This is a genomic window from Thermoplasma sp., from assembly GCF_008709555.1.
Classification (GTDB): domain Archaea; phylum Thermoplasmatota; class Thermoplasmata; order Thermoplasmatales; family Thermoplasmataceae; genus Thermoplasma.
The window spans coordinates 1-21602 of the sequence record NZ_VYIJ01000009.1 but is presented as its reverse complement, the minus strand read 5'-3'; the positions used below and the strand labels follow the sequence as shown (position 1 = coordinate 21602).

Genomic DNA, 21602 nt, shown 5'->3' with positions numbered 1-21602 from the left:
GATGAAACCGATAAAGTTCAGGATGGAAACAGATGACACCTACACGATGGTATTTTCGAAGAAGACGGATTCTCATGCGGGCCAATTCTACATGTTATCAGTTGACGGTGTAGGCGAATCCCCGATATCTGTGGCATCTGGTTTCTGCAACCCCCTCACATTTTCCATCAAGGCTGTTGGGTCTGTAACAAGATACATTATGGAACACAGGGATGCTGAAATAGGCCTCAGAGGACCGTACGGCAATGTATGGCCATGGAAGGGATCAGACCACATAGTGGCCATAGCTGGGGGCATAGGCATCCCGCCAATAAAGGCGCTGATAGAGGATATGGAATCCGAGGGCAACCTCCATGACCTCACAGTTCTGTATGGGGCGAGATCCCCCAGGGACATAGTTTACAGGAACGAGATAGAGGCATGGAAAAAGAAGTTGGATTTCCGGGTGACTGTGGACAGCGGCGATTCATCCTGGAATGGCCATGTTGGTGTGGTCACCACTCTGATACCTGGCGTTGATGAATTCAGGAAAGGCCGTGCGTTCGTTATCGGGCCGCCCATAATGATGAAGTTTTCGGTTCAGGAACTTCTCAAGAATGGATTCAGCCCGGAGAACATATACCTGTCACTTGAGCGCAGGATGGAATGCGGTATAGGGGTATGTGGCCACTGCAATCTTGGCCAGTGGTACGTCTGCGAATCAGGCCCAATATTCAGGTATTCAGACGTGATGAACGAGCCTGAATTGTTCCTCTGAGGCAAATCTCCACAGGTATCTATCGTGTAACGGTCTCACTTTAAACTTTTATTAGGAATTTGAGGGAAGCAGTAAAACTCCGACCTTAAGGGAGGAGATACACGGACTTCCCCCAATGGAAAAACTAATAAAGATGTTTGGTTTTAAAACACGTACTGCGATAACCAAGCAGTACGAGCAAAATGTCTGAGTAGGGCTGGTGCAGTCCGAATTCACGCCTGTGGAGATCGCAACTTCGGGCTTGCATGGAATATATCCGTACAGGCAGATGTCTCTTCGCTGAAAGGAAGCTCCGAAGCTTAGGCTGAGGAGTAGCTCACTAGATTTAGGAGTTTTAGATATGAACTCTTCCACTGAAGGAAACCCGTGCATCTTTTGTTCGAAGGGGAATTTTAGTGCTTCACTCAGACTCCTAACTTTTCTATAAAGAAACGACAATATGAGAATATATATCTATATATTTTATTTAGATGAATCTTAACTATGCATATTCAATATCTCACCTGATCTGAGGAAGTGGAGATGGCACAAGGACTCCTGCAACAGCTGGATAATGCAAAGGTAGGAAAGTTTCATCTGAGGGCATGGGTCATCTCTGGTATGGGGTTCTTCACGGATGCATACGATCTTTTTATAATAGGAACTGTAGTCTCATTGCTTCCACTGGCTGGATGGACCTCGCTTTCCACGGCAGACATTTCACTGATATCCTCTGTAGCGCTTCTCGCGTCCGTCATAGGTGCATTCACCTTTGGAAGGCTCCTTGATCTGCTCGGGAGGAGCAGAGTATATGGATTTGAGTTGATGCTTCTGATAACAGGTGCCGTGGGAAGTGCATTCCTTGTTCCAGTTAACGGTGTTGCATACCTGCTCGCATGGAGATTCATACTGGGCCTGGGCATAGGCGGAGACTACGCTGGAAGCTCCACCATAATGGCTGAATTTTCGAATGCAAAGAACAGGGGCCAGCTTATCGGCATGGTATTCTCCATGCAGGGATTCGGCCTGGTTTTCGGGCCGGTTGTCGCACTGATAATGCTCAGGTACATACCAGATATAGATGTGGTATGGAGGCTCCTGCTGTTCCTCGGTGCAATACCTGCAGCGATAGTGCTTTACGGTAGAAGAACCATAGGCGAAACGCCCAGGTATTCTATAAATGTTTCAGGTGATGTTTCATCCGCGAAGAAGGCAATCCAGAAGATATCGGGAAATGCCAGGGTGCAGGTTAGCCCAGACGAGTTGATCGAGGAGCACATAAGCTGGAAGAAGATGTTCACGGACAAGTACTTCCTTATGACGCTCATGGGTACAGCCGGGGCATGGTTCGCACTTGACTGGGCATTCTACGGGAACTCAATAATGAGCCACCAGATGCTATCCGCCATAGTCCCAGCGTCCATCGCAGGGGTGGCTAAGGTCAGAATGACCACGTTATATTCGCTGATAATCTTCGCTGTATCTGCTCTTCCAGGATACTGGATAGCTACATTTACCGTTGACAGGATAGGCAGGAAGCCGATGCAGATAATCGGGTTCTTAATGATGGCAATATCCTACATAATATTGAGTGTATTCAGATTCATATCTGCTCCATCGTACATCATCTGGTTCATGGCCATCTACGGAATGAGCTACTTCTTCACTGAATTCGGGCCAAACGTCACCACGTTCATATACGGGCCTGAAATGTTTCCGACATCCCTGAGGGGACTTGGTTCAGGCCTGTCCTCAGCAGGCGGGAAGCTCGGTGCATTCATAGGTACTGCGCTCAATGTGATAATATTCGCCCTGTTCGGCGAAAGCATCCTGTTCATCATGCTTGCGCTGATCTCTTTCCTTGGTGCACTCCTCACCATTTTCTTCCTTCCAGAGACTTCGGGAAGGAGTCTTGAGGACATCTCAGGAGAGAGAAACTACAAAAGGGCCATAGGCAGTGGTTCAAAGAAATGATCGATGGTGATCCTCCATATGTTCACTGAATGCCTATGTCGCCTGCATGTGATCGTTGTTTACCATGGTAGTATTGGGGTATTCTTATACCTACAACTTCTGAGTAAAGCCGGAGGAAACACCTACGAAAACATTATTAATCAAGTTTAAATATGCCTCACATCCTGTGATAACATGGTTAGCGTCAAATACGTTCCAAGTGATCTGTTGATCAATTACGTCTCTGAAAAGCTCAAGAGCGAGAAGAAGATAGCTGAACCTGACTGGTCAAAATATGTTAAGACGGGCATAAGCCGTGAGAAATCACCTGTGAACAGGGACTGGATCTATGTCCGTGCGGCTGCTATGCTGAGAAAGCTCTATATAAATGGCTATCTGGGAATATCCAGAATGAGCAGTGAATACGGCGGAAAGGTTGACAGAGGATCAAAGAGGTACCACGCCTCGCAGGGAAGCAGATCAATAATCAGGTATCTGTTCCACGAACTGGAGAAGGCAGGTTATGTGCAGAAGACACCGAAGGGCAGATCCCTCTCACCGCAGGGAATGTCGCTTCTGGACAACGCCAGCAAGGACATAATAAAACAGCTTGCTGACAAGGATCCTGCATTCCAGAAATTCATCTGATGCTGGACTGCATTAGAGGTATCAGGTTCGATCCGCGGTTGACGAATGAAGGGATAAAAACCCTTATAAATTAAATTGAAATTGGTAATTTACTGGATCTGATTGCTTGATGGATGTACCCCAGCAGGGTGTGTCCAAGATCCCGCTGATGATACATGGCATCTCATCCGAAAGTGATGGATATGGATGATGACGAGGAACTTGAAAGAATAAGAAGGCAGCAACTGGAAAGCATGCAAAGGCAGGCCATGCAGGAGCAGATGCGTGAGGAGCAGGAGAAGCAGAGGGAGGCAGAGAGGGCCAGGCGTCAGCAGATACTCAGGCAGATACTCGATCCATCTGCAAGGGAACGCCTTAACAACGTAAGACTTGTGAGGCCTGATCTTGCAGATAACGTTGAAAACCAGTTGATTCAGCTCGCAAGCATGGGAAGGATCAACCGTGTGCTTTCAGAAAGAGACATAATTGATATATTAAGTAAGCTTACCGAAAATAAGAGAGAACCAAAGATAGAGAGGAGAAGCAAATGAGCCGGAACAAGGAACTTGGTAGAAAGATACGATTGATGAAGAAGATAAAGCAGAACAGGAGGGTGCCTGGCTGGGTCATGATGAGGACTGCCAGGAAGGTGACCCAGAACCCGCTCAGAAGGAACTGGAGACGCGGAAGCCTGAAGATATGAGGTGAAAATCATGGCGGATGAAACAGTAGCTCAGGAAGTCATCATAAACGTGCCTCTGAGGGATGCGAAGGCATCATCCAGGAAGAGGAGGGCCGATACGGCGGTATCGGTGCTGAGGAATTTCGTTTCAAAAAAGATGAAGATCGATAAGGGCAAGATCTGGATCGATCCAAAAGTAAGTGAAAAGATATGGGAGCGTGGAAGGGAACATATCCCCTCAAAGTTATCTGTGAAGGTAATAAAATTAGAGGAAGGAACAACGGAAATCATAATGCCGTGATTCCGGCTCATTATTTTTCGTTCTTCGATTACCGCGGTGGTGTGTTGTGATAAGGAAAACGTCAGTCCTTAGAAGTAACTTTATCGGTATATACGCTAAGGCATGGGATGACGTTGCCTTCATCACTATGATGGCCGATGAAAAGACGGTGGCTGATTTTCAGGAAGTGCTTCAGGTCGACGTCAGGAAAATAAGCATAGACAATTCAAGCCTCATAGGTACGATGATGGTCATGAATTCAAACGGCCTGATCGTACCATACGGATCCGAGATAACCGGACTGGGAGATCTGGACGGGAGAAACATACTCCAGTTGAAGGATAAGATCAATGCCATAGGCAACGACATAATAGCCAACGATCATGGTGCCATAATACACAAGAGTTTCAGCAACAGATCGCGGAAGGAGATAGAGGATACACTTGGCGTCGAGACCATAAGGACGACCATAGGAAATATACTCACAGTGGGATCTGCTGGAATACTTACGTCAAAGGGCATGCTTGTTAATCCTGAAACAGATGACGACGAACTTGAATTTCTCAGGGATTTCTTCAAGGTTTCGGTTAAATCTGGAACTGCAAACTTTGGAAGCATCTACGTTGGAGCATCCATAGTGGCCAATTCGAAGGGTGTTCTCGTGGGCAAGGACACCACTCCGATTGAGATGGACAGGATTGACGACGTACTGTCGTGATCTGGAAGGGTTTTCAGGAACTTATTTTTTGAATCCTCTCACCTGTGAGATCCTTATTATGGGATTAAGATCGATGCCGTTCTGTCTTAGAAGGTCTGATCCACCCTCCTCCCTGTCAACGACGCAGAACGCGCGTTTCACAACAGCTCCATTTTCACGTAGGACCTGTACGGCCTTCAACACGGAGTTGCCCGTTGTGACCACATCCTCTATGACATCTATCTCCTCTCCCCTTTCAAGCTTGCCTACAAGCAGGCTCATCGTGCCATGCGATCTCTCCTTCCTGACTATGATGTAAGGTATTGACATGTGAAGTGCTGTCGCAACGGTCAGCGGTACAGCTCCAAGCTCCATGCCTGCGATCTTTCTTGTTCTTATCATTCTGGAAAATTCAGATGCAATTTTATTCAGCACAGCAGGTTCTGTGGCCGCCTCCTTTATATCAACGTAGTATGTGGACCTCTTTCCGGAGGTCAGGACAAAATCACCGAACTTTATGGCACCAACTCTCAGCAGATCCTCTTCCAGTTCACCCATCTGTATCCGCAGGCGATCTGCTCGTTAGAAAAAAATGTTTCCATAACGCAGGAATAGCGAATTATCCTGAACTACTAACATTCATTAACCCGGTCAGCATCTTTCACGAAGGGATGTACGAGAACAGGCAGTATCAGGTGGAGGCCATTGATTTTCTTCGTTCTTCGCTCCAGAGCAATTACGGAGTGGCCCTTGAATCTCCAACCGGTTCTGGAAAGACCATGATGGCCCTCAAGTCAGCTCTGCAGTATTCAAGCGAAAAGAAGCTAAAGGTTCTCTACCTTGTTCGCACCAATTCGCAGGAAGAGCAGGTGATAAAGGAGCTCCGATCACTATCGTCATCTGTGAAGATACGCGCAATACCCATGCAGGGCCGGATCAACATGTGCATACTCTACAGAATGGTCGACGATCTCCATGAGATCAATGCGGAATCCCTGGCAAAGTTCTGCAATATGAAGAAGCGCGAGGTCATATCTGGAAACGAGTCAGCATGTCCATACTTCAACTTCAAGATAAGATCGGATGAGACAAAGAGGTTCCTCTTTGATGAACTGCCGACCGCTGAAGAGTTCTACGATTACGGCGAACGGAACAATGTTTGCCCGTACGAGAGCATGAAGGCGGCCCTGCCGGATGCAGATATAGTCATAGCACCATACGCATACTTTCTGAACAGATCCGTGGCCGAAAAGTTCCTCAGCCACTGGGGTGTGTCCAGAAACCAGATAGTGATAATACTTGATGAGGCGCACAACCTGCCTGAGATAGGCAGATCGATAGGTTCTTTCAGGATCTCCGTAGAATCACTCAACAGGGCAGACAGAGAAGCGCAGGCCTACGGAGACCCAGAACTCTCGCAGAAGATCCATGTTTCTGATCTCATAGAGATGGTGAGAAGCGCACTTCAGAGCATGGTGAGCGAGAGGTGCCAGAAGGGCGATGTCAGGATCAGGTTCCAGGAATTCATGGAGTACATGATGATAATGAATAAGAAGAGCGAGAGGGAGATAAGATCGCTCTTTAACTACCTATACCTCTTTGGAGAATATGTGGAAAACGAGAAGGAGAAGGCCGGAAAGGTACCTTTCAGCTACTGCTCATCTGTCGCGAGCAGGTTGACCGCATTCTCGGAACAGGATGAGGAAAGGTATGCGGCAATACTCTCGCCAGAGGATTCAGGATACATGCAGGCGGCATGCCTCGATCCATCAGGTATACTTGATGTCCTTAAGGAATCAAAGACCATACACATGTCGGGAACGCTCGATCCATTCGATTTCTATTCCGATATCACCGGATTCGAGATACCATTTAAAAAGATCGGGGAGATCTTCCCTCCTGAGAACAGGTACATAGCCTATTATGATGGTGTATCCTCCAAGTACGACACGCTGGATGAAAAGGAACTGGACAAGATGGCAACCACCATAGAGAGCATCGTCACAAGGGTGATGAGAAACACCATAGTTTATTTCCCGTCATACTCCCTCATGGACAAGGTTGAGAACAGGGTATCCTTCGAACACATGAAGGAATACAGGGGCATCGATCAGAAGGATCTCTATGCCATTCTTAAGAAATTCAGGAGGGACAGGGGTACGATCTTCGCGGTATCTGGTGGCAGGCTCTCCGAAGGGATAAACTTTCCAGGGAACGAGCTTGAGCTCATAATACTGGCTGGGCTCCCGTTTCCCAGGCCCGATGCGATGAATCGCGCGCTCTTCGATTACTATGAGAGGAAATACGGTAAGGGCTGGGAGTACAGCGTAATCTATCCAACGGCCATAAAGATAAAGCAGGAAATAGGGCGGCTCATCAGGAGCGCAGAGGACATAGGCGCCTGCGTGATCCTGGATAAGAGAGCCGGCCAGTTCAGGAAATTCATACCTGATCTGAGGAAGACAACCGATCCAGCGGCAGATATATACAATTTTTTCTTATCCGCGGAATATCGCGAAAAACACACACAATGATCCCTGCGTGGAAAACGTTTTATGCCTGTTTTGATATGTAAAAAGTGATTTATATGGCTATCAATGCTGTGGCCGGCTCCATCAGAGAGTTCTCGCCCAAGGACATAGAGCAGGTATACAGAATAGCGCAGGAGTCTCTCACAGAATTCTACACGCAGTCCCTGATAATGGATCTCCACAGGGAATGGCCAGAGTCCTTCATGGTCTACACCATAACGGACACCGTTGTCGGCTTCATAGTTGGCTCAAAGTACTCAAGAACGGAGGCAAGGATACTGCTGTTTGCCGTGGACGAGAGATTCAGAAAGATGGGCGTCGGATCAGCACTCATGGATCGCTTCCTGCAACTGTGCAGGGAGGAGAATATGCTCAGCGTGCGGCTTGAGGTACGAACGGATAACGATGAAGCAATAAGGTTCTATAAGAAATACGGTTTTGTGATCACTGCACTGCTTCCAGGCTATTACAGCGATTCATCGAACGCCTATACCATGTGGCGCATAGTTTAGCACAGTGGGGTCATAGTTCTCTGATATGCTCGTATGATGTGAATGGGTTTTCGGTGCAATTCTGGAATCGGTATTCCTGAGGCAGGATAGGTGCACGGTTTTTCGCAGAAAATGGCACCATAGCATATGCATCCGTAAGATGATGCAGCGGATGCTATAATTCAGTTGACTGTTTATCTTTAAAAAAATTATTCCACCCCATGGTGGAATATGTCATCAGAATACAGGTATCTTACCATCAACAAACTGCATGGTAAGATCGGATATGTGGGCAAGGCGGTCGTCCACCAGGTTCCTGATGTTGTTCTTGTGCTTGGAATGGTCGACGTTCCCCTCATATATGACCTGTACGCTTGCAACATGCGGGTCATCGATAGGCCTGCCGATCTGCGAAACGATTCTTACAAGGACCTCGGCTATATCGTTGCCCTCCTCCTTTACGATGTCGTTCGCTATTTTGTTCGACAGGACGTTGTACAGTTTGCCAACATGGGTCACTGGGTTCTTTCCAGCCGCTGCCTCCATGCTCATTGCCCTGTAAGGCGTTATGAGGCCGTTCACCCTGTTTCCTCTTCCAACTGATCCATCGTCTCCGTTCTCCATCGACATGCCCGTTACGGTGAGATAGCCAACAGCCTTTCCGTCCTCCTTTATATCAGCCGTGTTGATGAACACCTTTACCTCCTTGTCCGTGTATTCAACAGCATTGTCCAGGACAAGCTGCTTGAGTTCATCCTTTATGTTGAAGTATTCATCAGCGTCGTGTATGTACTTGTCCACCATTGCGGCCGCAACCGTCAGATTGATTGTGTCCTTCTGCCTGAACCCCATTACCTTTATGTCGTATCCGACCATTGGCATCTTCTTCTTCAGCTCACCATTCAGGTACTTCTCCGTGTTCAGGACCATGGTCTCCGTCTCTGAAAGCGGTGCAAAGCCAACACCGAACGAGGTGTCGTTGGCCTCCAGCTTCTTCGTATCGTAGACTTCGACAAGGTCAACTGAACCCTGACCTATCCTTGAATCGATCATGACATCGGCGTCAACGTCAAGGTGGCTGAAATGCTCCCTGAGGTAATCCCTTGCAGCCTTTATCGTTATGGATTTGAACGGTACACGGTCGTTGCCGACCTTTGTGGTCGCTCTTCCGCTGAGCAGAATGTAGGTTGGCTCAAGAACGAGGCCTCCACCGTATTTCGGCGCTGACTGGCCGCCGACAACCTCTACCTGGTCGGTGTTGTGGTGGAGTATCCTTCCGTAGTGCTGTATGTAGTACTTGGAAAGTGATCTGCTGACCGCCTCTGCAATTCCGTCCGCAACGCTGTCTGGATGTCCGATACCCTTTCTCTCTACTATCTCCACTTCCTTCTTTGGAGTCGGTATCTGGTGTAGTTCTTCGACTGAGATATTTCTCTCCATAATTTACCTCTGGTTAGTCCATATTTATGGTTTATTAAATGTTTTGTAAGCAAATTCTAAATATTACGGCATCGGAAAATAATATTACTGATGGTAATTAGGACAATATTTATGCTTCCCGTTTAATAACACCCATGAACTTCCTCATTAGTGTTTATGACAAAACCGGACTCGTTGATTTTCTGAATAAAGTGAAGGACAGGATAGATATTGTATACGCCACATCAGGTACCTACAGATCTCTTGGTGGTCTGGGCCTTAATCTCCATGAAACCTCAGAGATCACAGGCTTCGAAGATCTGCTGGACGGGAGGGTGAAGACACTGCATCCGGTGCTCTACGCTGGTCTCCTTTACAGAAACAGAAACGAAGGTGATCAGGTTAAATTCGATGTCGTCGTCTCTAACCTCTATCCCTTCAGCGTTGATATGAAGAGCGAGGACGAGATGATAGAGAACATCGACATAGGCGGCGTTTCACTGACAAGGGCAGCAGCAAAGAACTACCGGAACATACTGGTGCTGACCTCTCCGGATGATTACGGCGATGCAGCCAAAGTGATAAACTCCGGACAGATACCTGAGGATTACAGGAAGAGAATGGCCATGAAGGCGTTCGTCAGGATGGCCGAGTATGATGCAAGGATAAACGATGGGCTGTCAAGGATATCTGGCATTGTACCTGATGCCTATGCAGTCATAGGCTACAATGGAGAGAGGCTAAGGTATGGCGAAAACCCAGATCAGGAAGGCTACATGTTCATGACCGACCAGAGCATTGGTGTTGCAGCCTCAGAGAAGCTCAACGGAAAGGAGCTGTCATACAACAACATACTGGATGCCGATTCGGCCTTTGAGACCGCTCTGGAGTTCGAGGAACCAGCTGTAATAGTGATGAAGCACAACACGCCGTCCGGCGTGGCGCAGGACAGCGATATCGTGGCAGCATTCAGAAAGGCATGGGACGCCGATTCTGAGAGTGCATATGGTTCCGTCATAGCTGTCAACAGGAAAGTGACCGAGGATCTCGCGAAGGCCATGAAGCCGTACTTCATAGAGGTCTTGATAGCTCCAGATTATGATGATGGTGCACTCGATCTGCTGAGGAAGAAGAAAAACCTCAGAGTTTTGAGGCTGAAATGGCAGAGGGATGACCGCCTGAGGGTAAGATCGGTATCTGGCGGATTCCTTGCACAGTCTCCAATGCGTGCATCCATTGCTGAATCTTCCATCAGGCTGGTGACCGAGAAGGGCGCGGATGAAAAGACGATACATGATCTGATCTTTGCCTGGAAGGTCGTGGCGAGGTCAAGGAGCAACGCCATCGTCTTTGCCAGGGATCTTGTCACAACTGGCATAGGGGCCGGGCAGACCTCCAGGGTTGAGGCAGTCAGGATCGCTGCACAGCGCGCGGGAGATAGATCCAGAGGGTCTGTGATGGCATCAGATGCGTTCTTCCCGTTCCCGGACAGTATAGATGTAGCAGCATCAGCGGGTATAAAGGCGATAATTCAGCCAGGCGGATCCATAAGGGATGATGAGGTCATAAAGCGCTGCAACGACCTGGGGATACCCATGTACTTTACGGGTAAAAGGGTATTCCTGCACTGAAAAATATAGGGTCCGAAATTCACTCTCCGGTGAATTTCGGTTTTCTCTTTTCCTTGAAAGCGGTGAGCCCTTCCCTGGCATCCTTTGTGCGGAAGGTCAATGCGAACCTCTCCTTCTCAAGTTCGTATCCTTCCCTGTTTATGCCCGTCATGACCTCCTTTATGTATCTCACAGAAACTGCAGGTTTCTCAGCAAGTTCCCTTGCAAGATTCATGGCCTCGTCGAGGTATTTCTCAGAAACCATGTTCACTATACCATGATCAAGGGCCTCCTTCTCGTCTATCACACGACCCGTAAGTGCAAGGTACTTTCCGTAGGATGGCCCGGCCAGTTCCATTATCCTCTGCGTTCCGCCAAATCCGGGCATTATGCCAAGCCCGACCTCGGGGAAACCGTACTTTGTGTTCACGTCTGATATCCTGAAGTCACATGCAAGTGCGAGTTCAAAACCGCCACCGAGGGCATAACCGTGGACGGCAGCTATCACGGGTTTCTCATATGTTGCAATGCTGTTCATCACATTCTGGCCCAGATCTGAGAAGTGAAAGGCCGCACGATCGTCCATGCTCAAAAAGTTGTTTATATCAGCACCTGCAGAGAATGCACGATCGCTTCCCCTGATAACGACAACTCTTCCGGACTCCCTCACCGCATGTTCGATCTCCTGCAGCAGATCAATCGTCAGAGGATTAAGCGGGTTATCCCTCTTTATCTGTATGATCCTTACTCCATCCTCATCCTTCACCACCATCTCTTTGTATTTCTCTTCAACCAATTGAGCACCTCAGCATGATTATCCGTTGAAATCTTTTTATGCTTTCTGCGGAACCACAGCTTTCATCCGAACCATACACGGGAATGGAAAAATAACGATCGGGTCAGTTCGCATCACTTTACTGGATGGAAATGGAGATTCAGGGATATGATCATCGTCTTTTTCTCGGGGCATTCAGCATGGCGGTGCCGGACACCTTCGGTTCGATACGCATTTTAAAACTTGGGCAGATTCACCACTCCGTGAGACGCATCAGAACACGTGGAAAGCAATGAAGGCGATGAGAAAGCCAAGTATGGTTCCAGTGTTTATATATGGGAGCCCTGGGGCTGGCCTGTCACGATTCCAGAAGTAAAGAACGGCCATGCCTATCAGGCCCCCAGCCAGGGGCAGCAGGGTGAAAAAAAGTATGTGGGATATGCCATATATGGCGGAAGATACAACCATTATGCTCGGCAGAGCGATGTCTCCGAACCCGATCATCAGAACATTGCCCTCGCCACGGTTGTCAAAGCTCAGACCGCGCATTGTGAAACCACTGTTCTCCGGCAGTACGAAGAGCATGGGAAGGTCGGAGTCAACGGCATACCTTGCAAGACTTATCATGTGCTTCGTCTTATAAACCGCTATGTAGTCGTAGATTTCGAACGCAACAAGAAACGCAACTGCAGCCCACACTCCAAAGGTGATTCCCCATATCGATGATATTCCAACGGATAGAAAAAACCCAGCAGCATCAGTGATATACCATTCATTTTTGAAGATCATCAGGTAAAAAAATGCTATGGCTATTGCAATGGAGGCTGTGAATATCGCATATACGTTGTACAGAAATATCGAGAGAAGTATCAGAAAGACATAGAATATGACATATGCCACGACGATCGAGTATATGACCCGAAATATCCTGAGCTTTCTCTTCCTTCCGAGATATATGATCACGAATGAGAACAGGAATGCGGCTATTATGTATACGAAAACATATCCTATGCCGTATGTGGGCGATCTGTGGGCGTAAGACGATGGCTGTGAGTTGTATATGGCCACGGCTAAGAGTATGGCCAGAAGAGAGGAGATCACGAATATGACCATGGAAACGATTTCAGCTTTCGCTCGCATCTTTACTCTTTCTCTTTGTCTTCTTTTCTGCAGGCTTTTCAGGCTTCTGCTTCTTATTGTATTCGCACTGCATGTTGGGGCAGAATTTCCATTTTCTTCCGTTCCTGGACACAGCAAGTATCGGCGCACCGCAGTACTGGCATACCTCGTCAGTCTTTATTATTTTGCCCATTTGCGGAAGTGGATAGGTGACAGTGCACTTTGGATAATTGCTGCATCCCAGGAAGCGCTTCCCGTATTTTGACTGCCTGAGGACGAGTCTACCATGATCGGATGGGCATTCTCCATAATCTTCATTATCCCTGTTATAGGCGCAATCAGGATCTATGCATTTGATCTCAGGCGACTGCCCCCTCCTTATTATTTTTATCATGGGGAGCCCGCAGACTGGGCACTTCTGATCCGTGAGCGTTATTGATCCATTTCTCTTTATCTTGAAGTTTATCCTGCATGTCGGATCTTCGCACCTCACGGTGTACGTGAACCGATCCTTGATGACCATGATCTTTTTCCCATCATGGAATGGGCAATCACCTATCTCCTGCCCCGCGTTGAGGCCCTTCGTTATTATGTTTTTCACATCCTCTGTCTTTGTCAGGAAGTGGCTGAGTACCTCATGCAGCATCCTTTTAGATTCCTCGACGACATCATTCTTGCTCATCTCGTTCTTCTCTATCCTGTCCATGTCCTGCTCCAGTTTTGCGGTCATCTCCGGATCGGCTATGTGCGAGTTCACCGATCTGACCGCATCTATGAAGGCCATGCCAAGGGAAGTTGGCCTTACCGGATTGCCCTCTATGAATCCCCTTTCTATCAGTTTTCCTATGATGTCATGCCTTGTGCTCTTGGTACCAAGGTTCAGATCTTCCATCTTCTTCAGCAACGAGGACATATCATATCTCGGCGGTGGCTTTGTCTCTTCCTTCTGTATATTCCACTCAACACCTCTGATCTTCTCTCCCTCAACCAGATCCGGAAGATATGTATCCTTTGGTTCATAGCCATAGATCTCCGTCCATCCCCTATCAGTGGTGCGCTGGCCAGAAGCCTTCAGGGTGTAACCGTTGACGTCTATTTCGGCCTCCGCAACGGTCTTTCTTCCCTCTCTGTAAAGCGTCGACAGGAAGTGCCTGAGTATGAGGTCGTACACTCTTCCGTAATCACCCTTGAGCTGTTCTTTTGGAGAATCGACCGGGTATATCGGTGGGTGATCGGTTGTCTCCGTTCTGCCCCTTGATGGCGATATCCTATCGAATGATTCGATCTCCTTCACATACTTGGAATAACCGGTATTTTCAAGTTTCTTGAGAACGGACTTCAGGTTTATTGATCTGGGATAAACGGTGTTGTCTGTTCTGGGATAGCTTATAAGCCCCCTCATGTACAGGTTCTCGGCTATGCTCATCGCCTTGGTTGGCATTATGCCGATTCTGGATGCTTCCCTGAGGAATTCCGTGGTGCTGAATGGTGCTGGCCTTCTTATTGGTTCTTCCTTTGATCTGTACGATAGAACGGTGCCGTCCTTTCCCTTTATCGCCTCATATATCCGTTCAGCCGCCTCCTGATCCTTCAGGTTTTCGGGATACCTTGCGGTGAACTGCCCGCCCTTTTCGAACGTAACGGATATTATCCAGTATGGCTCAGGTCTGAAGCCCTGGATCTCCCGCTCCCTATCAACCACTATGGCCAGGGTTGGCGTCTGGACCCTTCCCGCCGAGAGAAAAGATTTTCCGAGCCGCCCTGTTGTGACTGAAAAGAACCTTGTTAGGACGGACCCCCATATCAGGTCTATGGATTCCCTGGCATCAGCAGCGTCGGCAAGACTGTAGTTGACGCCTATCAGGTTCCTGAAGGAGTCGATTATCTCATTCTTTGTGAGTGCGCTGAACTTGGCCCGCTTCACCTCCTCCCTGCCATCCTTTATGATGTCCAGAGCCTCGACGCCTATGAGTTCACCTTCCCTGTCGTAGTCCGTGGCTATGACTATCTCCTCAACCTTGCCCCGGAATGCCAGGAGAGTCTGGTAGGCTACCTTGTTCTTTATGTTCTTGACGATCCTGGCATCTATCAGATCCGATAGATCTATCCGGCTCCAGTCGCTGTATCCGCTCTCGAAGTCCGCCTCAACTATATGGCCTGAAAGCGGAATCAGATAAGTCTTCGATCCATCGTACTCAAATTCGAGGTAGGACGTCCCCTTCGCCCGGTGGGACTTCACCTGCCCTCCCGACAGAAAGTAGGCAATCCTCCTGCCAGCATCAGCTTTCTCCGCAATTATTATCCTGAAGCCATCCAAAACCTATTACCTCTTTATCCTGAAATCTGGAAATTCTGTATACGGTATGTCGTAGACATCGTATCTCTTCACGATGGCATAGGGCATATCAGCCACGCAGTAATTTATGAGGCTCATCACGTCGCACAGTTCACCGGAGAAGAAAGCCTCCACGGATCCGTCTATCCTGTTCATGATCCAGCCCCTGACGTTTAGATCGAGCGCCTTGGACAGCGTATTGGATCTGAAATTTATACCCTGCACCCTGCCGTAGAAGAGAACCCTCTTGGTCACCAGCATTACAAAGCATAATAGATCACCATGACTAATAGTTTTATGCCGTCCGGATGGAGGCGATGATCCCTGGTGGATGATACGTATAGCGCCGATCCCGGTGACAACAGAGCGAAACGAAAAAGCGGTGGGATCATGCCTGAAGCATTGGGCCATCTTCATGCCTGATCCTGTAAGAGAGAATTCCGTACCTGAAAGCTAGGATCAGGAGGATCGATATTCCGACGATGGTGTTCACAACGAAGAACATATACACGCTGAGCCTGAGCAGATCCTGGATCATAAGCGAAAATATGTCGGCTGATCCAACGATCAGGCCGGTGAATGCAAAGGTCGTTATGAAGGCTATCTGCCCTCCAAAAGAATAGAAGTTCACAGTATCAGCGGTGTCGGGTATCTTCCTGTATAGCCTGTTCATGTTGTAAACTATGGACGAAACGAAGTATAGGATCATGTCCAGAATTATGAAGAGGTAGAAAGCAAAGCCCATAACTATCTTGATGCTGATCGCAACAAGCATGGATACGCTTATCACAACGAATATGAAGGTGGGCGCCGGTATCTTCCATCTTATTATGTTCCTGCTGTCCAGTGGTAAAGCCTTTATGAAGGATATGCCGCTGCCCTCAATTACCAGGAAGAGTATGGAATAGAACGAAGAGGTAACGATGACGAAGGCAACCATTGCATTGTACAGCGTCACAGGATCGGCCCTGGCAGTTGGAGCATAAAGCACCTCAGACATTATGGTCGGAAACACGAAGAAAATAGGCATTATGAGCAGTACAAGATTCTGGGATTTTCTGGATGAGATCTTAAGGTCCTTTGAGAAGAAGGAGAATTGCTGGCTCCTCACGTTTGCCTTCACGTGCTGTTCCCCCTTTATCTGCGTTCTCGCTGTGGGCTCAAGCAGCTTGTAAAAGGCCTTTTTATTTACGTATACGAAGCTGAGGATTGATGCCGCCGTGTACGTTATCGCTATAATGTACCCTGTTGCCTCCATCAATGGGCCATGGAAGAAGAATATTGTGGACTGTATGTTGAATACGGGTGCGAAATAGGAATAGGGAAACGGGAGCCTTGGGATCACGCCATTCACTATGTTGGCGTTGTACAGTATTATCTCGAATATTGCGAACACGAAGATCAGGAAAAGTATTCTACCGACGTTCCTCAGTATGTTCGTTGCTCTTGTCCTCCTTCCGCTCAGTCTGCTTCCAAAGACAACGAACATGGCCGATCCTATTATGTAGCCCAGCATCACGGAGAAGAGACTCCATATAATTCCCATGGCAAGTATATATGGATCGTCGAGAAGGAAAGCTGACAGGAACACCGCGGGGAGGACGGCGAAGAGAGAAGAGCTTCCTGTGTAGATGAACCATGAGACAGCTATGACATGGTCAGGAAAGTCCACAGGCAGAACCCTCAGTGGATCCAGTATGTGGTTTATATTCACGGAGACAAAGAAGAGAAGGGAGTTTGATATGTTGATGAAAAGGGAATATATGAAAAGCAGGAGAACCACGCTGGAAAGCGTATATATCTCATGATTCATGAGGCTTGGGGCTGTGAGTATGAGCGAGAAGATAATGAAGGAGAACGATGTAGCACCATATGATATGTTGACGTATCTCATTATGTAGTTTCCCTTGTTCCTCACCTTTGAGGATCTGATCATGAATGAAGCTGAATTTTTCAATGCAAGATATCTCTCCTCGATGAGTATCCTCCTCGCCAGATAGAAGAGCGTCTTAGTGTTCAATCTCATCCCTCAGGTATCTCGCAACCTCAGGTATATCATCGGCGTTAGTCAGCTTCAGGAATATTTCCTCAAGGTTCTGTGAAGGTTCGTTGGCCTCATTCCTGAGATCGGCTATAGTACCGTTTGCAACTATATGCCCGTTGTAAAGTATTGCAACATGATCGCAGAGTGATTCCGCGATCTCGAGGATATGCGTGGAAAAGACTATTATCTTTCCATGGTCCCGCATATCGAGGAGGATGCTCTTGAAGAGTTTTGCAGATCTTGGATCAAGGCCATTTATACCTTCGTCAACTATGAGTATCTTGGGATCGTGGACTATCGCAGATATTATGGCAACCTTCTGCCTGTTGCCAAACGAAAGGGATCCTATGAACTCGTTCATGTACTCGTCTATGCCAAACGCATCTATCAGCGCCTCTATCCTTCTTCGGAATGTCCCCTCATCCATGCGCCTTATGGAGGCTATGAAACTGAAAAGCTCAGAGGGCGTCATGGATTCGTACAGTATGGGAGTTTCCGGAACATAGCCGGATATTGCCTTGATCTCCATCTGATCGCGCACGCTGTCGTATCCGCACACGCTGGTGCTGCCTCCGGTTTGCTTCAGTAGGCCGAGTACTATGCGCATGAGCGTGGTCTTCCCGGAACCGTTTGGGCCAAGGATCCCGTATATGGTACCCTCAGGGATCTCCAGCGATACGCCATCCAGCGCCAGTTTATCGCCGTACCGCATGGAGACGTTATCGATCTTGATGGAGCATGTCATCCTATATCAGTTGAAATCATATCAAAAAGACCTTAATAAGTATGGAGATGCATGCTGGAATTTTTCGCTCATTGCGAACTTCATATTATAGATATGTGTAGGAAATAGTGGAACGAGAAGCCAACCATGAACGTTATGAATGCGGCAAGCAGAGCCAGGAGCGACGCCCTTATGGCAATCCTGAATATTCCAACGTTGACGGAGAGAGCAACTATGGAGTTGGATAGGCCCTGCACTATGAACACAAGAACTATCGATATAACCAGCGCCAGGTATTTGCTGAGAAACACGAACGGTAGTATGGGCACCGCTGCACCTATTATGTAAGATATGCCAACGTAGAGCGCAGAGGTCTTTGATTCGTTCCTTATGGAATTGATGTAATCCCTGTTGGCTTCCTTCTTCCTGAACAGTACCTTCTTCTCCTCCTCAACAAGCTTGTACTCGGTTTCGGATTTCTTTGACAGGTATGCGCCTATGCTCATGCTCGCTGTACCGCTTATTCCCACGACGAGCCCTCCTAGCGCTATATCTATGTTGCTCGTTATTATTGACGTCAGGCCGGCCAGCGCGGCAAGAACCTCTACGAGGCCATCGCTTATGCCATATATCATATCCTTGTTCCTCTCTATGGTATCGCTGGACTTCTCCATGGCCTTCTCAAAGATCTCCTCATGCTCTATCTCCTCGTTGAGAATTTCCTGAAGCCTGTGTCTGAAGGCTTCATCCAGATCTGGTCTCTTCAGGTATTCGCTGTAAACCCTGACTGTGGTGATCTCTCCGTGTTCCAGGAGGCGGGCTGTCAGAAAGACACCGATGAAATGCCTCAGGAAAACGAGGAAAAACACCTTTAACCTGTTATACGTTGGCTGCACTTTGATACCCGCCTTCTCAAGGTTCTGCCTCCAGAATTCTGAATGCTCCCTCTCTATACCGGAGAGTCTTGACAGGTTATCCCTCAGGTAATCATCCTTTATCTTCCTGGAAAGTATCGAATAGAACGTCATGTCTGTGAGTTCATCACGGTAGAACTCTGACCACTGCCTGACATCGGATTCCATATCTAATTATCGATATCTACCTTAAATAATTATCGTTTTTTCTAAGCCCGCTTTGATGTATGAATAAGGTTATCCTGACATTTTTCTGGATACGAAAATCGTATTACGCATACGTTTTTCATTCAATAAAATATATATTATTACTCCTAATATAGTTACTATGATGCAGGAAGAGCTTAATGGAATTAAGATAAAAGTAACGCCGCCGGGCCCAGAGGCAAAGAAGATAATAGATATGAATGACCGGTATCTGGCCAGGAGCACACAGTCTCTGCCTGTCGTGGGAAAGCTCGGCCGTGGCGTTTATGTTGAGGACGTTGACGGAAACGTTTATCTTGACTTCTCAAGCGGTATCAGCGTGACTAACCTGGGCCATGTTGATCCGTACGTCACCGAGAAGGTAGAGGAGCAGCTGCACAGGATGTGGCACTTCCCGGGGACAGATTTCTATACCGAGATGCAGGTCCTCGCAGCAAAATCGCTGATCGAGGTCACGCCAGGCAAGTTCGAAAAGAGGGTATTCTTCACCAACAGCGGTACCGAGAGCGTCGAGGCAGCCATCAAGGTGGCGAAGTCGTACACGGGCAGAGGCATGTTCATTGGCTTTATCGGTGCATTTCATGGAAGGACACAGGGTTCGCTGAGCTTCACAGCCTCCAAACCGATACACCACAGGGGATTCTTCCCGTCGATGCCAGGTGTGGAGCATGTGCCTTTCCCCAACCCCTACAGAAACCCGTTCGGAATAGATGGCTATGAGAACCCAGATGAGCTCGTGAACAGGGTCATAGATTACATAGAGACCTATCTGCTGAAGACGTATGTTCCGCCAGAGGAAGTTGCCGGTATCCTGGCTGAACCAGTCCAGGGAGAGGGGGGATACATAGTTCCACCAATGAACTTCTTCAAGGAGCTGCGCAAGCTTGCTGACAGATATAACATACCTCTTATGATGGATGAGGTTCAGAGCGGATTCGGAAGGACAGGCAAGTTCTTCGCTTCTGAGCACTTCGGTGTGGAACCAGATGTCATAACGCTTGCGAAGGCAATAGCATCAGGCATACCGATGGGTGCAGTTGTGATGAAGAAGGAGATGAACTTCAAGGAGAGCGGGCTGCACTCCAACACGTTCGGGGGAAACCTGATAGCTTCGGCGGCATGCGTTGCAACCATCGAGGAGATGAAGAAGCTCAATGTCGTCGAGAACTCCGCAAAGCAGGGCGCCTACATGAGGAAGCGTCTTGAGGAGCTGCAGGCCAAGTATGATGCCATTGGCGACGTTAGGGGCCTCGGTCTCATGCAGGCGATCGATTTCGTCAAGGACAGGAGGACGAAGGAACCGAACAGCAAGCTCAGGAATGCTGTTATAGACAACGCCTTCAGGCTTGGACTTATACTGCTTTCAACCGGTTCAAGCGCCATAAGGATAATACCACCGCTGATAATAAAAGAGGAGCAGATCGATGAGGGCATCGAGGTTCTAGATAAGGCAATAAAACAGGCACTGTGATAATTATATTACCTTTTTATTTATTATTTCAATGAATGATGATAGGGGAAGACCGTCTTCCCATTTCATTACATAATTACCTTCTTTAGTCTTTGCTATTTTGGGTATGATTTCATAGACCATGTTGAACCTTCCAACCGGTTTAGATTCAACAACAAATAACCTCCATGGATCTCCTTGCACATTCTTTATCCTGTAAGCATAGGTCAGGAATATTCCAGCTCTGATACACATATCATTTATTCTGTTGGCCTGTTCCTGTTTTTTTCCGGATCCCTCGGAAAACATGAGGTACGGTCTGACGGATGATTTTACCTCTATGACCATGGAAAAATCATGCCTTATAGCTATCACATCTGCACCGAAGGAGCCCGCGGATCTTGTTACGTAGAACGGAGATTCTATCAGGGACATTATGGCATCTGATTTTTCAGGTATCTTACTGGCATATTTCCTCACAGCTTGTTCTTTTCCACCCAGTATGTCCCTTATCTCGCGTTCATAGGTACTTGCATTCACCATTCCGTATGCCAAGTTTGAATTTAAAGGAAGATCACCGGGTGATTGAAATCCTATATAAACAATTATGCGCTTTGAATTTAATGAAAATTTAGGGCTTTGGAGGAAGCTGTAATTCCTAACAGCTTCAACGATGAGATGCACGGACTATTCCCAATGGAGAGATCTTTAAAATGCGCATCTATATTTTTTGTATCATCCACGATAACCAAGTTGGGTGATACCTAAGTAGGACTGGTGCAGTCAGATTCAACGCTGTGGATGTCGCTGCTTCTGGCTTGTCTGAATGTCCGGAAAGGCAGATGTCCCTTCGCTGAAAGGCCTCTTCGATACTTTAGCTGAGGAGTAGCTCACTTTAGGGGAATTCTATTGCTCTTATTTCATTTGTAACCTTAACTCCTTGAATTTTTGGTAATATGTAGCATTCTGGCAAAGTCTGTGTTTACCGGATGTTGTTGTATACTGACT

Annotated in this window: 21 protein-coding genes; 11 read left to right on the top strand and 10 right to left on the bottom strand. The window is 47.6% G+C overall.

Going from position 1 to position 21602, the window contains the following annotated elements; genetic code table 11:
- The first annotated feature begins 1 nt into the window (after position 1).
- From F6Q11_RS04600 to F6Q11_RS04570, 7 genes are all read left to right on the top strand, one after another.
- Positions 2-757, top strand: coding sequence for an FAD/NAD(P)-binding protein (locus F6Q11_RS04600; protein ID WP_297026663.1), 756 nt, complete (start codon positions 2-4; stop codon positions 755-757).
- 522 nt (positions 758-1279) lie between these two features.
- Positions 1280-2710, top strand: coding sequence for an MFS transporter (locus F6Q11_RS04595; RefSeq protein WP_297026661.1), 1431 nt, complete (start codon positions 1280-1282; stop codon positions 2708-2710).
- A 174-nt stretch (positions 2711-2884) separates the two neighbouring features.
- Positions 2885-3337, top strand: a complete 453-nt coding sequence (locus F6Q11_RS04590) for a 30S ribosomal protein S19e (RefSeq protein ID WP_297026658.1) — start codon at positions 2885-2887, stop codon at positions 3335-3337.
- 182 nt (positions 3338-3519) lie between these two features.
- On the top strand, positions 3520-3867 hold the full coding sequence (locus tag F6Q11_RS04585) for a DNA-binding protein (protein WP_297026656.1): 348 nt from the start codon (positions 3520-3522) through the stop codon (positions 3865-3867).
- Positions 3864-4019 carry a 50S ribosomal protein L39e gene (locus F6Q11_RS04580; RefSeq protein WP_010900481.1) on the top strand — a complete coding sequence of 52 codons (156 nt, stop codon included), beginning with the start codon at positions 3864-3866 and terminating at the stop codon, positions 4017-4019. The genes F6Q11_RS04585 and F6Q11_RS04580 overlap by 4 nt, the downstream gene beginning before the upstream one ends.
- Positions 4020-4029: 10 nt before the next feature.
- Positions 4030-4299 (top strand): 50S ribosomal protein L31e, encoded by a 270-nt coding sequence (locus F6Q11_RS04575; RefSeq protein ID WP_297026652.1) that lies wholly within the window; start codon positions 4030-4032, stop codon positions 4297-4299.
- A 46-nt stretch (positions 4300-4345) separates the two neighbouring features.
- On the top strand, positions 4346-4996 hold the full coding sequence (locus tag F6Q11_RS04570) for a translation initiation factor IF-6 (RefSeq protein ID WP_297026650.1): 651 nt from the start codon (positions 4346-4348) through the stop codon (positions 4994-4996).
- A 21-nt stretch (positions 4997-5017) separates the two neighbouring features.
- Here the strand turns inward: F6Q11_RS04570 and pyrE are convergent, their stop codons facing one another.
- On the bottom strand, positions 5018-5533 hold the full coding sequence (gene pyrE / locus F6Q11_RS04565; RefSeq protein WP_297026648.1) for an orotate phosphoribosyltransferase: 516 nt from the start codon (positions 5531-5533) through the stop codon (positions 5018-5020).
- A 113-nt stretch (positions 5534-5646) separates the two neighbouring features.
- Here pyrE and F6Q11_RS04560 point away from each other — a divergent pair, with 113 nt between their 5' ends.
- On the top strand, positions 5647-7509 hold the full coding sequence (locus tag F6Q11_RS04560) for an ATP-dependent DNA helicase (protein ID WP_297026646.1): 1863 nt from the start codon (positions 5647-5649) through the stop codon (positions 7507-7509).
- A 53-nt stretch (positions 7510-7562) separates the two neighbouring features.
- Positions 7563-8018, top strand: a complete 456-nt coding sequence (rimI, locus tag F6Q11_RS04555) for a ribosomal protein S18-alanine N-acetyltransferase (protein WP_297026644.1) — start codon at positions 7563-7565, stop codon at positions 8016-8018.
- 216 nt (positions 8019-8234) lie between these two features.
- Here rimI and F6Q11_RS04550 read toward each other — a convergent pair whose 3' ends face one another.
- Positions 8235-9437 carry a methionine adenosyltransferase gene (locus F6Q11_RS04550; protein ID WP_297026642.1) on the bottom strand — a complete coding sequence of 401 codons (1203 nt, stop codon included), beginning with the start codon at positions 9435-9437 and terminating at the stop codon, positions 8235-8237.
- 134 nt (positions 9438-9571) lie between these two features.
- Between F6Q11_RS04550 and purH the strand changes: the two genes are divergently transcribed.
- Positions 9572-11047 (top strand): bifunctional phosphoribosylaminoimidazolecarboxamide formyltransferase/IMP cyclohydrolase, encoded by a 1476-nt coding sequence (purH, locus tag F6Q11_RS04545; RefSeq protein WP_297026640.1) that lies wholly within the window; start codon positions 9572-9574, stop codon positions 11045-11047.
- A gap of 19 nt (positions 11048-11066) precedes the next feature.
- Here the strand turns inward: purH and F6Q11_RS04540 are convergent, their stop codons facing one another.
- The 7 genes from F6Q11_RS04540 to F6Q11_RS04510 form a co-directional block, all read right to left on the bottom strand.
- Entirely contained in the window at positions 11067-11822 is a 756-nt protein-coding gene (locus F6Q11_RS04540) for an enoyl-CoA hydratase/isomerase family protein (RefSeq protein ID WP_297026638.1), read from the bottom strand.
- Positions 11823-12074: 252 nt separating this feature from the next.
- Entirely contained in the window at positions 12075-12941 is an 867-nt protein-coding gene (locus F6Q11_RS04535; protein WP_297026636.1) for a presenilin family intramembrane aspartyl protease PSH, read from the bottom strand.
- A complete protein-coding gene (locus F6Q11_RS04530) occupies positions 12925-15237 on the bottom strand; it encodes a DNA topoisomerase I (protein WP_297026633.1) in 2313 nt (770 codons plus the stop codon). Before F6Q11_RS04530 ends, F6Q11_RS04535 begins: the two co-directional genes overlap by 17 nt.
- 6 nt (positions 15238-15243) lie before the next feature.
- The gene (locus tag F6Q11_RS04525; RefSeq protein WP_297026631.1) at positions 15244-15516 is read right to left on the bottom strand and encodes an acylphosphatase; all 273 of its coding nucleotides are present in this window, start codon (positions 15514-15516) and stop codon (positions 15244-15246) included.
- 127 nt (positions 15517-15643) lie between these two features.
- Positions 15644-17281, bottom strand: a complete 1638-nt coding sequence (locus F6Q11_RS04520; RefSeq protein ID WP_297026630.1) for a permease — start codon at positions 17279-17281, stop codon at positions 15644-15646.
- A complete protein-coding gene (locus F6Q11_RS04515) occupies positions 17265-18044 on the bottom strand; it encodes an ABC transporter ATP-binding protein (RefSeq protein WP_297026629.1) in 780 nt (259 codons plus the stop codon). The genes F6Q11_RS04520 and F6Q11_RS04515 overlap by 17 nt, the downstream gene beginning before the upstream one ends.
- Positions 18045-18124: 80 nt before the next feature.
- Entirely contained in the window at positions 18125-19105 is a 981-nt protein-coding gene (locus tag F6Q11_RS04510; protein ID WP_297026627.1) for a VIT1/CCC1 transporter family protein, read from the bottom strand.
- 160 nt (positions 19106-19265) lie between these two features.
- Here F6Q11_RS04510 and F6Q11_RS04505 point away from each other — a divergent pair, with 160 nt between their 5' ends.
- Entirely contained in the window at positions 19266-20615 is a 1350-nt protein-coding gene (locus F6Q11_RS04505) for an acetyl ornithine aminotransferase family protein (RefSeq protein WP_297026625.1), read from the top strand.
- 3 nt (positions 20616-20618) lie between these two features.
- On the opposite strand, the gene F6Q11_RS04500 is transcribed toward F6Q11_RS04505, so the two are convergent.
- Complete coding sequence (locus tag F6Q11_RS04500) at positions 20619-21137, bottom strand: hypothetical protein (RefSeq protein ID WP_297026623.1); 519 nt, start codon at positions 21135-21137, stop codon at positions 20619-20621.
- Positions 21138-21602: the final 465 nt, after the last annotated feature.

Coding starts and splice junctions, on each gene's coding strand:
- F6Q11_RS04500 (WP_297026623.1), bottom strand. CDS start 21,137: ATGGTGAATGCAAGTACCTATGAACGCGAGATAAGGGACATACTGGGT.
- F6Q11_RS04515 (WP_297026629.1), bottom strand. CDS start 18,044: ATGACATGCTCCATCAAGATCGATAACGTCTCCATGCGGTACGGCGAT.
- F6Q11_RS04525 (WP_297026631.1), bottom strand. CDS start 15,516: ATGCTGGTGACCAAGAGGGTTCTCTTCTACGGCAGGGTGCAGGGTATA.
- F6Q11_RS04535 (WP_297026636.1), bottom strand. CDS start 12,941: ATGCGAGCGAAAGCTGAAATCGTTTCCATGGTCATATTCGTGATCTCC.
- F6Q11_RS04510 (WP_297026627.1), bottom strand. CDS start 19,105: ATGGAATCCGATGTCAGGCAGTGGTCAGAGTTCTACCGTGATGAACTC.
- pyrE (WP_297026648.1), bottom strand. CDS start 5,533: ATGGGTGAACTGGAAGAGGATCTGCTGAGAGTTGGTGCCATAAAGTTC.
- F6Q11_RS04520 (WP_297026630.1), bottom strand. CDS start 17,281: ATGAGATTGAACACTAAGACGCTCTTCTATCTGGCGAGGAGGATACTC.
- F6Q11_RS04575 (WP_297026652.1), top strand. CDS start 4,030: ATGGCGGATGAAACAGTAGCTCAGGAAGTCATCATAAACGTGCCTCTG.
- F6Q11_RS04585 (WP_297026656.1), top strand. CDS start 3,520: ATGGATGATGACGAGGAACTTGAAAGAATAAGAAGGCAGCAACTGGAA.
- F6Q11_RS04560 (WP_297026646.1), top strand. CDS start 5,647: ATGTACGAGAACAGGCAGTATCAGGTGGAGGCCATTGATTTTCTTCGT.
- purH (WP_297026640.1), top strand. CDS start 9,572: ATGAACTTCCTCATTAGTGTTTATGACAAAACCGGACTCGTTGATTTT.
- F6Q11_RS04550 (WP_297026642.1), bottom strand. CDS start 9,437: ATGGAGAGAAATATCTCAGTCGAAGAACTACACCAGATACCGACTCCA.
- F6Q11_RS04600 (WP_297026663.1), top strand. CDS start 2: ATGAAACCGATAAAGTTCAGGATGGAAACAGATGACACCTACACGATG.
- F6Q11_RS04505 (WP_297026625.1), top strand. CDS start 19,266: ATGATGCAGGAAGAGCTTAATGGAATTAAGATAAAAGTAACGCCGCCG.
- F6Q11_RS04580 (WP_010900481.1), top strand. CDS start 3,864: ATGAGCCGGAACAAGGAACTTGGTAGAAAGATACGATTGATGAAGAAG.
- F6Q11_RS04590 (WP_297026658.1), top strand. CDS start 2,885: ATGGTTAGCGTCAAATACGTTCCAAGTGATCTGTTGATCAATTACGTC.
- F6Q11_RS04595 (WP_297026661.1), top strand. CDS start 1,280: ATGGCACAAGGACTCCTGCAACAGCTGGATAATGCAAAGGTAGGAAAG.
- rimI (WP_297026644.1), top strand. CDS start 7,563: ATGGCTATCAATGCTGTGGCCGGCTCCATCAGAGAGTTCTCGCCCAAG.